Raw genomic sequence first — 14,568 nt, 5'->3', positions numbered from 1 at the left:
GAGGCTTCCTTTTAAGGTGTCTGCAGGAATCCTGCCAGAAATGTGAGAACGTCGCACTCACAATCTTGTGTGCATTCGGGATTGCGCCGCGTCGCTTAAAGCCGCAGAAACGGGCGCAGGACGAAGGGAAAGGGCTGGTTCGGATGCGCCTGATGATCTGCAAAACCTGTGGCACCGCACGCGATCGGGCGGCCGAGGTGCAGGCTGTGAAGGACGCACTGAAAAGGGCTGGATTGACGGATCAGGTCGAATTGAGCGAACACGCCTGTTTCAGCGGCTGCGCGGAACCCACGGCGCTGGCTATACAGGCGCTGGGGCGCGCATCTTATGTGTTTTCGGGTGTCGATGTGGTGGCGGATGCTGCGGATATCGCTGAAACTTGCCGTACTTACCTGAACAGCCCGCAGGGCTGGATCGAAGACGCCCGACCCTGCGGGCGGCTTCGGATGTGTTTGCGTGCGCGTATTCCGGCGCTTTAGTCGACCTGAACCGTAACCGCAGCACGAACCGGCACGTTATCGACCGAAAGCGGGTTATGGCTGTTGGAATTCAGCGAAACCGAAACCTCGACCTCGCCTTTGGGCAACTGATCAATATGCATCCAACTGCCGTAAAGCCGGGCGAGCTTTTCTCCGTTGATGTAAACATGCGCGTGCCCTTCGCCTGCCATGTCTGCGGTCGATGCGTTCTGCGGTGCGAAGGTAAAGTTTTTTGGCATGACATGCAGGTTCCAGCCAGACATAGGATCCTGTGTCAGAGCGATGTCCAGTGTAGGTGCATCTGTGCCTGCCGGTAGGTTCAAGGCCGTGGAATGATCGTGGGCCATGGTCTCAGTGGGTGAGGCTCCGTGAAGAGACGGATCAGAATGGTCGTGGCCATCAAATGTGACGCCGTTTGCAGCAGCAATTACAAATCCTGTACCGCCGCCAAAGACCAGACCGATCACGAATAGAGCAAGTGAACGGGTCATTGTATTTCCTTGAAAACATAGGGAAACGCGCCAAGTTTACACCCGGCGCGTTCAATCTAAGTGCGATCAGGCCGTTGCTTCGGAATGTTGCGCTTCTTTCTGCCAGAAATAGCCAGCGAACGCGCCAACCAGAACCCATGCAACCAGACCGATTCCAAAAGCTCGTGCCGCGAACAACGCTCCAATTTCAGTCGGCACAGGGCCGGTGAAAACATCGGGCTCGGGTGCACCGATAAGATGTGGCACCAACAGAAGTACCGCGGCGATCACATAGCTGATCAGGTTACCTCCAAAGGCGATCAACCACATGGCGACAAGGGCTGCTGCAACTGTTGCGAACCACCAGACCTGACGCGCATAGACATCGGCTGCCGCGACACCCGGCACTTCGGGCGCAAGGGTGAAACCTGGTGCAAGGTGGAAAGCGATAAATCCGGCCAACCCCCAAAGAACGCCGGTCCGGCCATCAATCTGATGCCCTTGACCTTCGGCTACCGACATCAGCGCAACCATCACCAGCGCATAGCCGGTATAGGTCAGCATGGTAAAGATGACACTCAGCGCATCACGCGTCAGTTCAGAGAACATGCGCGGCAGTTCGGGATGAGCCGATACGGTCTCGGCCCCGAAATGCACCAGCTCTCCGGATTCATAAAGCTCGGCATGCAACAATACTGGTTGCACAAATACCAACTGCAGCAAGGCGGCAATCAGCCCCGCTGCAGCACCAGCGAACAACGCGCTGGTCAATATACGACTGAACACGGTCTTAGTGGCAGGGGAAGCCGGTCGCGTGACGCACGTCATGCGCTGCATCATGCAGGGCCGCTGCCTGAACGTGACCGGTCAGCGTAATGAGGCCCAGACCCAGAACCACTGCAAACATGACCGGAACAAAGCCTGTACGCGCGGCGGATGCTGTTTTCGTTTGTGTTGCCATTTTGTATTCTCCTCTGCCGCCGCACCCGACGGCCGGTGTTTCGTTTTTGCGCCTGGCAGGTCTCCTGGCTTGCGGGTCGATGCCTCTGTTCGCCTTCCCCCCGGAGAACCGGGAGTGGCTGGTTGAACAGGGGCTCTCCGCTTACAGTCGCGGGGGCGGCTTTGGAGTTGACCACCGAGGCAGTCGCACCAAATTCCCTCTTAGCATCCGGATTTCTCCGGCAGGACCAGACACCCCCATTTAGCCGCTATAGCTGTGGCGGTGCAATCATCATTTGCGACGTATTGTGTCAGATTATGCGCTTTTTCAGCAAATAAATATCCATGATCCAACCATGGTCGGCACGGGCATGGGCGCGGCGGTCCAGAATCTGCTGCGCAACCTCGGCCAAAGGGCCTTTGATCAGGATTTCCTCTTTCATGCCGACATATGCGCCCCACCAAATGTCCAAGTCTTCCATGTCCAGGTTTTGGAATGAACATTCACCATCCAGCATCACCGCCACGTTTTCTGCGGTTTCCGGCCATCCTTCGTCCCGGATGCGACGACCAGTTGTGACGATATAGGGCGCGCCCAGTTCGTTGATCGGAATCGCATGGGCCGCCGTCAGCGCTTGCAGCGCTGTGATGCCGGGAATCACGCGTGTTTCTGGCTGAGGGGTCAAACGTGCCGCGATTCGCAGCGAACTGTCATACAGCGACGGATCCCCCCAGATCAGCAGCGCCACATGACGGGCCTTCGGGTGGGCTGCGATGGCCTCCTGCCAGCGCAATGCAATCGCGTCGTGCCATTCGTCCACTCCGCGTAAATAGCCATCATCGGCACGGCGTTTGGGAATGTCGAAATACGCGATTTGCGGAGGAGTATCCGCGACCTGAGCGATGATCTGCTCGCGCAGCCCTGCCAGATCGGCCTTGTTTTCGCCCTTGCGGGGGATCAGGATCAGGTCCGCCGAACGGATCGCCTGCGCCCCTTGAAATGTCACATGATCCGGGTTGCCGGTGCCAATACCGATCAGCGTCAGGTCAATCATTTTCGAACTCTGCCAGAGGTCCATACAGGATCAGGGCCGGGGCGGTGCCGATCTCGGTTTCCAACTGCTGCGACAAGGCACCGATGGTCGAGCGTTGCAGCTTTTGTTCGGGGGTCGAGACGGATTCGGCCATCAATGCAGGCGTGTCCAGCGGTAGGCCGTGCGAATGCAGGGCGCCAACCAAAAGGGGAAAGGTGCGCTTGCCCATAAATACGACGGTCGTAGCCTGTGGATCAGCCAGTGCTGCCAGGTTCAGATCTTCGGGCAGTTTGCCACTGACATCGTGGCCGGTGACGAATTGCACGCGCCGCGCGGTCAGTCGCCGGGTCAGCGGAATGCCTGCCGCTGCCGCCGCCGCTACCGCCGAGGGGATGCCGGGGATGATTTCATAGTCGATCCCGGCCTCTTGCAGGGCCACCAGTTCTTCTTCAAGCCGGCCGAACATGCCGCCATCACCGGATTTCAACCGCACAACATGCTGACCGGTTTGTGCATATTCGACCAACAAGCGGCTGACGTGATCCTGCTTGGGCGAGGGGCGCCCGGCGCGTTTGCCGACACCAACCAGATCAGCATCCTCGCGGGCGTGGCTCAGGATCGGGCCGCTGCTGAGGTCGTCAAACAGCACCGCATCAGCTTTCTGCAACCTGTCTACCGCCTTCAGCGTCAGCAATTCCGGGTCGCCGGGGCCTGAACCGATGAAGGACACAAAACCACTCATGCCGAGGCCTCGGCGATCAGATGAAAGAATGTCCCGGTGACATTGCCTCGCACCGATCCGGTTTGCGGGCCTTCCGCGCCTTCGGCGTCGAACACGCGTGCCAGCGGCGCGTCAGGCTGTTCGATGATCGAGCAATAGTGGAACTCATGCCCGCGTAGCGCTGTGCCTTCGGCAAATCCAGCCATCGAGGCCAGTAATTCTGCCTTGCGATAACCCAGGTTGAACTTGCGCTTTTCATAGGAGGTCACAAGGCCCAGAAGTCCCGCCATTTCGTGCCGGGCACCCTCTTTGTCGATCAACGCCTGACCCAGCGCCATGTAGCCCCCGCATTCGCCATGCACAGGTCTTGTCTCGGCATGTTTGCGCAGCCCAGTCTGGAAGGTGTTGGCGGCGGCCAATGTGCCTGCGTGCAACTCGGGATACCCACCCGGCAGCCAGACCAGATCGGCATCCGGGGCAGGGGCTTCATTCGCCAGTGGTGAAAACGGTAGGATTTCTGCACCCGCCGCGCGCCAGCCTTCCAGCAAATGCGGATAGGTGAACGAAAACGCAGCATCCCGGGCCAGTGCGATCCGCTGCGCCGGAGGGCGGGGCAGCACGGCTGACGATGGCCTATTTGGGCTTGAGGAAGCCGCCCGCTTGATCGCCTCCAGATTGACATGTTCACGCAGGAACGCAGCATAGCCGACAATGGCGCTTTCCAGATCGGGATGTTCCACCGCCTGGATCAAACCCAAGTGCCGCTCGGGAAGTGTCAGGTCTCCGCGTCGTGGCAGAACGCCCAGAACCGGCAGGCCTGCACGTTCCATACCCAACCGAGTCAGACGCTCGTGGCGCGGGCTGGCGCAGCGGTTCAAAATTACCCCGGCAAAGGGCAGGTCGGGGTTGTACATCCGAAACCCCAGCGCCGTGGCTGCAGCTGATTGCGCCTGACCGCCGACATCCAGAACCAACACCACAGGCCAGCCCATACGCTGCGCGGTTTCCGCGCTAGATCCATGGCCAATCTCACCGGGTTTGGCGACACCGTCGAACAGACCCATCGATCCTTCGGCTACGACGATATCCGCGCCGTCAGCCTGTGCCGATATTGCGTTCAGCAGAGGATCGCCCATCGCCCAGCTGTCCAGATTGAACGAGGCGCGCCCAGCCGCCGCCCGGTGAAAGGCCGGGTCGATATAGTCAGGGCCGCTTTTGAAAGGTTGAACGGTCAGGCCATCCTCGGCCAGCGCACGCAGCAGGCCCAGCATCACGGTGGTCTTGCCAGTCCCCGAAGACGGTGCCGAAATCAGAATGCCCGGAGGGTTAGTCATCACCATGGCTCCAGCTTGACCAAGGGCTGTCCGCGCTTTGCGGGCGATACCGGCGGTCGTAATCCTTTGAATACAGGCAGCTTTCGCCAAACCCTTCACCAGCCAGTGCTGGACCCACCATGATCAGCGCTGTGCGTGAGATGCTCTCGTCCAGCGCGTCTTTCAGCGTCGCCAGCGTCGCACGGATGATCCGCTCGTCGGGCCAGCTGGCACGATAGACCACGGCCACCGGGCATTCGGCGCCATAGGCCGGGGTCAGATCGGCGATCACAGTGTCTAGATTGCCGATCGACAGGTGGATGGCCAGCGTCGCCCCGGTACGGGCAAAATTCGCCAACGTCTCGCCCTCGGGCATCGACGATGCGCGTCCCGGTGTCCGAGTCAGGACCACTGATTGCGCAAGTCCGGGCAGGGTCAGTTCCGTGCCCAGAGATGCGGCTGCAGCGGCAAAAGACGGCACGCCGGGGGTCACGCTGACCGGGATGCCCAATTCCTTGAGGCGGCGGATTTGTTCGCCCATCGCCGACCAGACCGACAGGTCGCCGGAATGCAGTCGCGCAACATCCAGACCGGCCTGATGTGCGGTCTCGATCTCGGCCATGATTTGATCCAGATCCATCGCCGCCGTGTTCACGATCTTGGCGTCGTCGGGGCAATGGCCCAGAATTTCCTCTGGCACCAGCGAACCCGCATACAGGCAGACCGGGCAAGCGGCGATGATATCGCGCCCCCGCAGGGTCAGCAGGTCGGCGGCGCCCGGTCCAGCGCCAATGAAATGAACGGTCATGTCTGTCCTCCGATGGCGATGGCGCAGGTGGCCAGCCGGTCGTCTGAAATCTGTCGGGGTGAGATCAGCCGCGCACCAGGTCCGGCGGCGGCAAGGGCGGATGCTTCGGCGACGCTGCCGGTGCCATAGGTGGCGCGGCTGCGGGTCGAGCAGGTGAGGGTGCGCTGCCCAGCCAAATCGGCGGGAGCAATGAAATGCAAGGGCAGGGCAATGGCCGAGGCCAAATCTGTCAGCGCGGCGTGGCCTTCCTTGTCGGCAACCGTGGCCAGCGCGTCCACAGAATGCCCAACACTGGCCTGATCATAGGCGGTGCGCAGGCTGTCCAGCGTAGCGGTCGAGGAAAATCCGATGCCTGCGACGATCATAGCGTCACGCTCCATTGCACCACCGGATAAGCCGATTTCCATCCGCGCCGTGGCCCCAGGGTTGAGGCTTGTGCCAGCTCGATACGCAGCAGCTCGCCGCCCAGCTTATCCTGCCATTGCGCCAGCAGAGCTTCGCTCTCCAGTGTCACAGCATTGGCCACAAGCCGCGTTCCAGATGGCAGAGCCGCTTGCAGCCATTGCAACAGATCCCCGCTTAGCCCGCCACCTATGAACACCACATCGGGCAGGGGCAGGCCGTCAAGCGCATCCGGGGCGGTGCCGTGCACCACCTGCAGCCGGTCCTGACCCAGCGCGTCGGCATTTCGGCGAATGCGCTCGGCGCGGTCTTCGCGGGGTTCGATCGTTGTGGCGCTGAGCGTTGGGTCACACATCAGCCATTCGATGCTGATTGACCCGGTGCCGCCGCCAATGTCCCACAGATGCTCGTCCCGCTGCGGGGCCAGCGCCGATAGGGTCAGCGCACGGATAGGGCGTTTGGTGATCTGGCCGTCGGTCTCAAAAATCTCATCCGGTTTGCCAGAGGCGCGCGGAAAGGCTTGTCCACCGCCAGCAACCTCGAGCCCGACGCAGACCGGGTGATCGAACCCACCCAACAGCGCCTCGGTCAGCGAGACACTGCGCGCCCGTTCGCGCGGGCCGCCCAGGGCCTCCATCACATGCAGGTGTGTGTCGGCAAAGCCGGTGTCAGTCAGATAGGTGGCAAGTTCCGTCACGGCCTTACCATCGCGCAACAGCAGAATCGCGCGCAGGCCGGGGGCCAGATGCGGGCGCAGCCGGGTCAGCGGGGCCGCGTGCAGACCAAATGTCTGCGTGCTTTCCAGCGGCCAGCCCAACCGCGCAGCGGCCAGCGAAAACGTCGATTGGCCGGGCAGGGCGGTCCATTCCCCGGCCTCGAAATTCCGTGCGATCACGGATCCGGCACCGAACCAGAACGGATCGCCCGAGGCCAGAACCACGGTTGATCGCCCGCGAAAACCGGTCAGGATCGGCAGACCATCGGCAAAGGGCATGGGCCATTCCACCTGCTGGGCCCCGAAATCGGGAACCAAGAACAGGTGTCGCGGTGGCCCCATGATGATTTCGGCGCGTTCCAGCACTTGACGGCTTGCGGGGGGCAAGCCATCCAGTCCATCTTCGCCCAAACCCAAAACGGTCAGCCATGGAGCTTCAGACATGTCCAACCTCCTGATATTGGGCGGCACGACCGAGGCCAACGCGCTGGCAAAAGCCATAGCTGAGCGGGGTATTCCCGCGACCTATTCCTATGCAGGACGTGTGGACAACCCGCGCCCGCAACCTCTGCCGGTACGTGTTGGCGGGTTCGGTGGGGACGAAGGGCTGGTGAAATATATCCATGACCACAGCATAAGCCACGTGATCGACGCGACCCACCCTTTTGCCGCCGGGATGAGCCGTAACGCGATTGAGGCCTGCCATGAGGCACAGATTCCGCTGGCGGCGCTGACACGGCCCGAATGGACCACGCAACACGGCGACAACTGGCAGCGTGTCCCGGATATCGCTGCAGCCGTGGCCGCCTTGTCCGGTGATCGGCAGCGCGTGTTTCTTGCGGTCGGGCGCATGCATCTCGAAGATTTCGTCAGCCAGCCCCAGCACCATTACCTGTTGCGGCTGGTGGATGAACCCGATGTCCTGCCCTTGCCGAATTGCGAGGTTGTCGTGGCGCGCGGACCCTTTGCCGAGGCTGATGACCGGGCGTTGATGCAGCGCCACGGCACGCAGCTGGTGGTATCCAAGAACGCGGGCGGCGCCGGCGCGCGCGCCAAACTGGACGCCGCGCGGGCGCTGGGCGTACCGGTGCTGATGATCGACCGTCCAGCCCTGCCGCAGCGGCTGGAACTGTCGAGCGTTCCGCAGGTTCTGGACTGGCTGGCTCATTCCGGGGTGAACCTCGGCGTATAGACGATCGGGTCACTGTCGCGTTCGATCACGCGCGTCAGGGATGAGCCGACGATCACGACGGTTTGCATATCGGCCATATCGGGCGTGGCCTCGGCCAAAGTCGAAATCCGGATCGCCTCATCCGCACGCGAAACAGCGCGGGCGAACAGGATCAGCCGTTCGGGTTCGCATTCCTCACGCAGAATTTCCAGTGTTTTGACAAAGCCTTCGGGGCGGGATTTCGAGCGGGGGTTGTAAAACGCCATCGCGAAATCCGCTTGCGCGGCCAGACGCAGGCGCTTCTCAATCAGAGGCCAAGGTTTGAGGTTGTCACTCAGGTTTATGGTGCAGAAATCATGCCCCAGCGGGGCACCTGCACGTGCTGAGGCCGCAAGCATCGCGGTGATCCCGGGCAGCACCTCAACCGGTAGGTCACGCCATTCACGGGGGCCGTTTTCCAGCGCTTCGAACACCGCTGCTGCCATGGCAAATACACCCGGATCGCCCGAGGATACGACCACTACGCGCTTCCCTTCGGCCGCCATTTGCAACGCATGCTGCGAACGGTCGATCTCAACCCGGTTGTCGCTGGCATGCAGCGTCAGGCCGGGGCGTTCGGCGATGCGCGCGACGTAAGGAATGTAGCCGACGACATCCGTCGCCTCAGCCAGCGCAGCGGTCACTTCGGGCGTCACCAAAGCCTCGTTTCCTGGCCCGAGTCCTGCGATCTTGACCCAACCGCTCATGGCCGCCGCCCTTGTCCGTGAACGATGATGATCGAGAAATACGGAGTGATCCCCTCGCAATTTTCCGACAATTTGCACAAGCGTTGATTGGGCATCTGAGCGTATTCCACGATCCAAGCACGGTCATACAAACCGGCCGTCTTCAAGGCCCGCTTCACTTTGTCGATATTGCGCCCGATCTTCATCACTACCAGCGCGTCGGTTTGCGCCATCCGATGTGCAAGATCATCCTCGGGCAATGTGCCTACCAGCACGGTCAGAACATCATCGCCCCATGTGATCGGATCGCCAGTTGCGGTCCATGCGCCGGACATTCCGGTGATCGCAGGCACGACTTCTACTTCAGCTCCGCTGCGTAGGCGATTGTAAAGATGCATGAATGATCCATAGAAAAACGGATCTCCCTCACACAGGACCACCACGTCTTCGCCCTGATCCGACAGTGTCTTCAGATGCGCGGCACAATCTTCATAAAACGCCGAGAGCAGCTCATTGTACCGCGGATCACTCAATGGAATTTCTGTGGTCACGGGGTATTCCATCGGGAATTCCACCGCGCCTTCTGGGATCATGCCATTGACGATCTTGCGGGCCTGACCACTGCGACCCGGTTTGCGGAAAAAGGCCACGTGACGTGCTGTGCGCAGTAGGCGGTCGGCCCGGACGCTCATAAGGTCCGGATCGCCGGGGCCGAGGCCCACGCCGTATATCTTGCCCGCGTTCATTCGGCGCGGCTCGCGATGGCGTTGATGGCTGCGACTGTGATGGCACTGCCGCCGAGGCGGCCCTTGACGATGCAGGACGGCACTGGCTGCGCCTCCCACAGAGCGTCTTTAGATTCGACCGCACCGACAAAGCCCACCGGGCAGCCGATGATGGCCGCAGGGCGCGGGCAGTCGGGGTCTTCCAGCATGTTCAGCAGTTGGAACAGGGCGGTGGGCGCATTACCGATGGCCACCACGGCGCCTTGCAGATGCGGGCGCCACAACTCCAGCGCAGCGGCGGACCGGGTGTTGCTCATCTCGGCAGCCAGCGGACGCACACGTTCGTCGTGCAGGGTGCAGATTACCTCGTTTTCGGCGGGCAGGCGGAACCGGGTCACACCCTCGCTGACCATGCGGGCGTCGCACAGGATCGGTGCGCCGTCTTCCAACGCGGCACGGGCCGAGGTCACAAAACCGGTTGAGAAATGCACGAACTCTTCCAACCCCACCATACCTGCCGCGTGGATCATCCGAACGGCGACCTGTTCCTCATCGGCGTCGAACCGTGCCAGATCGGCCTCGGAACGGATGGTGGCAAAGCTTTGTTTGTAGATCGCCGCGCCGTCGGTTTCGTATTCATAGGGCATCAGGAGAAGTCCATGGTCATAAGTGTTTCGGGGCTTAACCCGCGCAGGTTTGGCTCATCTCCCGCGCGGCCTTGTTTGACAAGATCAAATCGACCATCGTGGCCGACCAGGGTGACATCAGCTGGTCCCATGCGCGCGCATCCTTTAGCACAGCCCGAGACATGCAAGTGGCCGGGAATACGCGAGGCCAGCGCGCGGGCGATATCGCGGGTCTCCACCTGCGCCTGCGGGCAGAGCGGGGCGCCGGGGCAGGCGTCAGTGGTCATCAGCGGGTCGGTGCCATCGGTGACGAACGCTGGGGCGGGTATCGCCGCCCCGCCTTCCATCAGGAACAGCCGCCAAGGGGTGACCCGCAGCGCAGAGGCACCGCAGGTCTCAATCAGCCCCGCAAGCCCGCGCGCTGGCAACTGACCGAACGCGGCTCCGTAAAACGCACCCAGCTCCACGATGCCCGGTTCAGGCAGAGCGCCAACATCACCCGGTGCGCTGCCTTGGCATTCTGACGGCAAATCCTGTGACGCAACCAAGCGGGCCATGCGCCGGGCCTCGGGAGTTTGGTGATCCGCGAACCATTCGGCCAGCGCGATCAGGTGGTCGATGGCGATTTTTTCGGTCACGCGACGCCCTGTTTCGGCGCCATCAGCGCGTAGGATCAGCCCGTCGGGGCCTGTCTCCAGCCGGATATCCGCCGAATCCCCGACCAACAGGCGATTTGGTCCGGTGTCGATGGCAAACCCAAACTTGGCTGGTAGCGACGGCAATTCACCCAACCGGTCGATCAGTTCCTGCGTCAGTCGTGCGGTAAGATCGCCGGATTGGTAGAGCGGCGTCACCAGAATATTGCGCCGCACCTCGATACCCGGTTCCGCATCCAAAAGGTTCAGCGCAGCGAGTTCTTCTAGCAAAGGTTGGTGATCGGCCTCGGCCACACCGCGCAGTTGCAGATTGGCGCGGTTGGTCAGGTCAATTGTGCCATTGCCAAACCGGTCGGCAAGTTCGCACAGGCCTAACATCTGCGCAGCCTCAAGGCGCGCCAGCCGCGGCCGAACCCGCACGACCAACCCGTCCCCCGACATCATCGGGCGATGGGCGCCGGGGCACCAGCCCTGAACGATCGGTGCACTCATCCCAACCCCTCCAGATCGGCTCGGATCGAGTTTCGGCGCGTGTTCCACAGGCCAGCCTCGAGCAGCGCACGGAACCGATCCTGCATGGCCTGATGCGCCTGTGGGTTCTTCTCTTGCAGAAAGGCATCAACCTCGGCGTTACCCAGTGTGGCATCGTGGTAGATGTCAAACAGATGCGGTGCAACGGTTCCCGACAGATGGGCAAAGCTTGCCATATGATCCAGCGTTGCCGCGATCTCGGCGGCGCCGCGGAACCCGTGCCGTTGCATTCCTGCGATCCAGTCAGGATTAGCCGCGCGCGCGTGGACAACGCGGCTGATTTCCTCAGACAGGGTTCGGGCGCGGGGGATGTCTGGGTTGGTATTGTCCAGATGGTACAGCTGCGCAGTACCGCCAGTGACTTTCTTGGCGGCGGCAAAACCGGCCTCATGCGTGGCATAGTCATTGGCCAACAGCAGATCGGTTTCGGTCAGGTCCTGAAGGTGAACAAAGCTATCGGCGTGGGCAACGCGTTGGGTTATACCATCGACATCCCGTGCAATTTGCTCGCCCTCAAGCGCAAAGGAACTGGCATCCAGCCAAGCCTGACCGGCCTGTGCGCGCGCTTCGTCCGTATAGATTTCGGATAGCTGCGTCATGTTCAGGCCATAGCTGCCGGGGGCGGGGCCATAGACACGGGCGGCCGGTGCCTGCCCGGCATATGGGTTCCAGTCTGCTGCCTCGTCCCGTTCACACAATGCTCGCACTGCCTGGCCATACAGCGCAGAAAGCGTCGGGAATACATCGCGGAACAGGCCCGAGACACGCAAGGTCACGTCTAGCCGTGGACGGCTGAGATCAGTGATTGGCAGCACCTCGATGCCGGAAACCCGCTCCGACCCCTTGTCCCAAACCGGTTTCACACCCAGCAGGTGAAGCGCCATGGCGAATTCTTCACCCGCAGTGCGCATCGTGGCCGAGCCCCAGAGGTCGACAATCAGCCCCTTGGGGTAATCGCCTTCTTCCTGCAGATGCCGCCGCACTAGTTCCTCGGCCAGTTTGACACCTTGGGTATAGGCCGCGCGTGTTGGAACCGAACGCGGATCGGTGGTGTAAAGATTTCGCCCTGTCGGCAGCACGTCCGAGCGCCCGCGATAGGGTGAGCCAGACGGGCCAGCCTCGATCCGTTTCCCGGCCAGTGCGTCCAAAAGTGATTGACGTTCCGCATGCGCCGAAGGCGTGGCATCAAAATTGCCGGTCACTTCGGGGACGCGGCCAAAGACGTGCAAGCCGTCGCCGAACTGGCTTTCTTTGATGTCGCAGACAAATCGGTCGATACGGGTGATCGCTTCGGCGGTACAGCTTGCCTGATTCAGACCCAGATCGCTTTCCAGACCAATGGCCTGCGCCTCATCCCGTATGTCTTCTTGTAGTCGGTCGCGGCGTTTGGGGTCCAGCCCGTCGGCGTTCGAGAATTCGTCCAGCAGGGATTCCAGCAGCACCATACGGTCCGGCGTGTCACTTGTTCGCATCGGGGGCGGGATATGGCCCAGTGTAACCGCGCCGATCCGGCGCTTGGCCTGTGCGGCCTCGCCGGGGTCATTCACGATAAAGGGGTAGATCACCGGCAGATCTCGGACCAACGCCTCAGGCCAGCAGTTTTGGGACAGGGTGACCGATTTGCCTGGCAGCCATTCCAACGTGCCATGCGCGCCGATATGGATCAGCGCATCCGCGCCATGCCCCTTACGCAGCCAGAGATAGAAGGCAACATAGCTGTGGCGCGGGGTGCGCGAAAGATCGTGATAGTCGTCATCGCGCAGCTCGGGCGTGCCGCGTTCCGGTTGCAGCGCGATCAGTGTCTTGCCCCTGTTCAAGGCGGTAAAGTGGAACGCACCATCGGCAAAAACCGGGTCGTCCTCAGGCTTGCCCCAGACGGATTGCAGATCCGTTTGCAACTGTTCCGGCAAGTCTGCCAGCGCGGTCTGATAGGCCGCGAGCGGCCAAGACAGTCGCGCATCCAGAAGCGTCTCGGCAATCGGCGCGCCAGGTGCGGTGTCATAGCCTTCGGCCTGCAGATCAGACAGCATCGCCTCGGCCGAGGCCAGCGCATCCAGGCCAACCGCATGGGCCATCTGCCAGTCCTTGCCGGGATAAGTCGACAGCACCAACGCTGGGACCTGATCTGGCTTGGGTTTGTCGCTTAGGCGCAGCCAGCCGTCCACCCGATCAATGATCGCCTCAACCCGTTCCGGCTCGGGGCGGTGGGCAAAACGGGAATATTCCAGATACGGGTCGCGCTTGCCCGGTTCCTTGAACGAAGCGATGCCCGCCGAAATGCGGCCATCCACCTCGGGCAGGACCACATGCATTGCGAGGTCGGCGGGGGACAGCCCGCGTTCCGCATCGACCCAAGCCTTGCGGCGTGCGGTGGACAAGGCGACCTGAAATACCGGCACATTGGCGGCGTCCAGCGGGGACGTTCCCGAGGCGCCTTTGCCCGAAAAGGAGGTGGCGTTGATGATTGCCGAGGGGGCCAGCGCTACGACCTGTTCGCGCAGCCAGTCAGCGGCGGTAGGGGCTTTGAGCGACGGCGCAAATAGGCCAACAGCCTGAAACCCACGCGCATGCAGACGGTGGATCAGGGCCGCGACCGGGGCAGTGTCTGCCGAGGTCAGATAGGCGCGATAGAAGGTCACGAGGATGCGCTTGGCATCACCGGCGAATGCGGTATCCGCCGGGATCACACCGCGATCCGGGCACCATACGCCACATTCCGGGATCGTCTTGGCCCCCATCACCGGGCCAGAATAAAGCCCCGCGGCCAGTGCCATTTGCGCCAGCGCAGCCTGCGCTGCGACCTCACCGCCTGTGTCGCAAAGATGCGCCAGCCGCCGCAGGGTTGAAACGGGCAGGGTAGAATAGTCATCCAGTCGCGTATCTTCACGTCCATCCGCAGGCAGCACAGCAACGGCCATGCCCTTGGCGTGGGCCAGTGCCAGAACCTGCTGCAACCCGTAGGACCAGTAGGGCACGCCACCGATCAGGCGGATCAGAATGCCTTTGGCGCCCTCCAGCGTCTGCTCGACATAGGTGTCGACAGAAAGCGGGTGCTTCAGCGCCGTCAGATTGGCCAGCCGCATGGTCGGCATCCGACCTTCGGGTCCACCACCACGATGCCAGCCTGCCGCGAAAGCGCCAAGGTCACTGTCGGAAAAGGACAGCACCACCAGATCCGCCGGGCTCTGGCCCAGATCGGTTGGGGTCTCCGTTTCCTCTAACCCGTGGCTTTCGCGGAAGACGACGTGCATGG

General features: G+C 61.8%; 16 protein-coding genes and 1 riboswitch. Of the genes, 2 read left to right on the top strand and 14 right to left on the bottom strand.

The window, feature by feature from the left end:
• Window positions 1–65 precede the first annotated feature (65 nt).
• Window positions 66–479, top strand: coding sequence for a DUF1636 family protein (locus AC2FLB_RS03695; protein WP_496708654.1), 414 nt, complete (start codon window positions 66–68; stop codon window positions 477–479).
• Here the strand turns inward: AC2FLB_RS03695 and AC2FLB_RS03690 are convergent.
• The 9 genes from AC2FLB_RS03690 to cbiE all read right to left on the bottom strand — a co-directional run bounded on the left by AC2FLB_RS03690 (window position 476) and on the right by cbiE (window position 7,325).
• Window positions 476–970 carry a hypothetical protein gene (locus AC2FLB_RS03690; RefSeq protein ID WP_496708653.1) on the bottom strand — a complete coding sequence of 165 codons (495 nt, stop codon included), beginning with the start codon at window positions 968–970 and terminating at the stop codon, window positions 476–478. The genes AC2FLB_RS03695 and AC2FLB_RS03690 overlap by 4 nt on opposite strands.
• A 66-nt stretch (window positions 971–1,036) precedes the next feature.
• Window positions 1,037–1,735, bottom strand: coding sequence for a CbtA family protein (locus AC2FLB_RS03685; RefSeq protein ID WP_281971819.1), 699 nt, complete (start codon window positions 1,733–1,735; stop codon window positions 1,037–1,039).
• A 4-nt stretch (window positions 1,736–1,739) separates the two neighbouring features.
• On the bottom strand, window positions 1,740–1,910 hold the full coding sequence (locus AC2FLB_RS03680; RefSeq protein WP_142632876.1) for a CbtB domain-containing protein: 171 nt from the start codon (window positions 1,908–1,910) through the stop codon (window positions 1,740–1,742).
• A 37-nt stretch (window positions 1,911–1,947) separates the two neighbouring features.
• Window positions 1,948–2,156: riboswitch (cobalamin riboswitch) on the bottom strand.
• Window positions 2,157–2,199: 43 nt separating this feature from the next.
• Window positions 2,200–2,943, bottom strand: coding sequence for a precorrin-6A synthase (deacetylating) (gene cobF, locus AC2FLB_RS03675; protein ID WP_281971820.1), 744 nt, complete (start codon window positions 2,941–2,943; stop codon window positions 2,200–2,202).
• Window positions 2,936–3,664, bottom strand: a complete 729-nt coding sequence (gene cobA / locus AC2FLB_RS03670) for a uroporphyrinogen-III C-methyltransferase (RefSeq protein WP_496700609.1) — start codon at window positions 3,662–3,664, stop codon at window positions 2,936–2,938. Before cobA ends, cobF begins: the two co-directional genes overlap by 8 nt.
• Entirely contained in the window at window positions 3,661–4,983 is a 1,323-nt protein-coding gene (locus AC2FLB_RS03665) for a cobyrinic acid a,c-diamide synthase CobB (RefSeq protein ID WP_496708652.1), read from the bottom strand. The genes cobA and AC2FLB_RS03665 overlap by 4 nt, the downstream gene beginning before the upstream one ends.
• Window positions 4,970–5,764, bottom strand: coding sequence for a precorrin-4 C(11)-methyltransferase (gene cobM / locus AC2FLB_RS03660; RefSeq protein ID WP_496708651.1), 795 nt, complete (start codon window positions 5,762–5,764; stop codon window positions 4,970–4,972). The genes AC2FLB_RS03665 and cobM overlap by 14 nt, the downstream gene beginning before the upstream one ends.
• Window positions 5,761–6,129: a cobalamin biosynthesis protein gene (locus AC2FLB_RS03655; protein WP_496708676.1), complete on the bottom strand. Its 369-nt coding sequence runs from the start codon at window positions 6,127–6,129 to the stop codon at window positions 5,761–5,763. Before AC2FLB_RS03655 ends, cobM begins: the two co-directional genes overlap by 4 nt.
• Window positions 6,126–7,325: a precorrin-6y C5,15-methyltransferase (decarboxylating) subunit CbiE gene (gene cbiE, locus AC2FLB_RS03650; protein ID WP_496708650.1), complete on the bottom strand. Its 1,200-nt coding sequence runs from the start codon at window positions 7,323–7,325 to the stop codon at window positions 6,126–6,128. Before cbiE ends, AC2FLB_RS03655 begins: the two co-directional genes overlap by 4 nt.
• Between cbiE and AC2FLB_RS03645 the strand changes: the two genes are divergently transcribed.
• On the top strand, window positions 7,324–8,073 hold the full coding sequence (locus AC2FLB_RS03645) for a cobalt-precorrin-6A reductase (protein WP_496708649.1): 750 nt from the start codon (window positions 7,324–7,326) through the stop codon (window positions 8,071–8,073). The genes cbiE and AC2FLB_RS03645 overlap by 2 nt on opposite strands.
• Here AC2FLB_RS03645 and cobJ read toward each other — a convergent pair.
• Genes cobJ through cobN form a run of 5 tightly spaced genes read right to left on the bottom strand, consistent with a single transcriptional unit; the run spans window position 8,046 to window position 14,566 of the window.
• Window positions 8,046–8,798, bottom strand: a complete 753-nt coding sequence (cobJ, locus tag AC2FLB_RS03640; protein WP_496708648.1) for a precorrin-3B C(17)-methyltransferase — start codon at window positions 8,796–8,798, stop codon at window positions 8,046–8,048. The two genes, AC2FLB_RS03645 and cobJ, sit on opposite strands and share 28 nt — an antisense overlap.
• Window positions 8,795–9,523, bottom strand: a complete 729-nt coding sequence (locus AC2FLB_RS03635; RefSeq protein WP_496708647.1) for a precorrin-2 C(20)-methyltransferase — start codon at window positions 9,521–9,523, stop codon at window positions 8,795–8,797. The genes cobJ and AC2FLB_RS03635 overlap by 4 nt, the downstream gene beginning before the upstream one ends.
• The gene (locus AC2FLB_RS03630; RefSeq protein ID WP_496708646.1) at window positions 9,520–10,149 is read right to left on the bottom strand and encodes a precorrin-8X methylmutase; all 630 of its coding nucleotides are present in this window, start codon (window positions 10,147–10,149) and stop codon (window positions 9,520–9,522) included. The genes AC2FLB_RS03635 and AC2FLB_RS03630 overlap by 4 nt, the downstream gene beginning before the upstream one ends.
• Window positions 10,149–11,276, bottom strand: a complete 1,128-nt coding sequence (gene cobG, locus AC2FLB_RS03625) for a precorrin-3B synthase (protein ID WP_496708645.1) — start codon at window positions 11,274–11,276, stop codon at window positions 10,149–10,151. Before cobG ends, AC2FLB_RS03630 begins: the two co-directional genes overlap by 1 nt.
• On the bottom strand, window positions 11,273–14,566 hold the full coding sequence (cobN, locus tag AC2FLB_RS03620) for a cobaltochelatase subunit CobN (protein WP_496708644.1): 3,294 nt from the start codon (window positions 14,564–14,566) through the stop codon (window positions 11,273–11,275). Before cobN ends, cobG begins: the two co-directional genes overlap by 4 nt.
• Between the last annotated feature and the right edge of the window lie 2 nt (window positions 14,567–14,568).

This window comes from Ruegeria sp. CDSA236 (genome assembly GCF_059611285.1).
The sequence above is the reverse complement of the archived record's forward strand: the minus strand, read 5'-3'. Positions and strand labels throughout refer to the sequence as shown.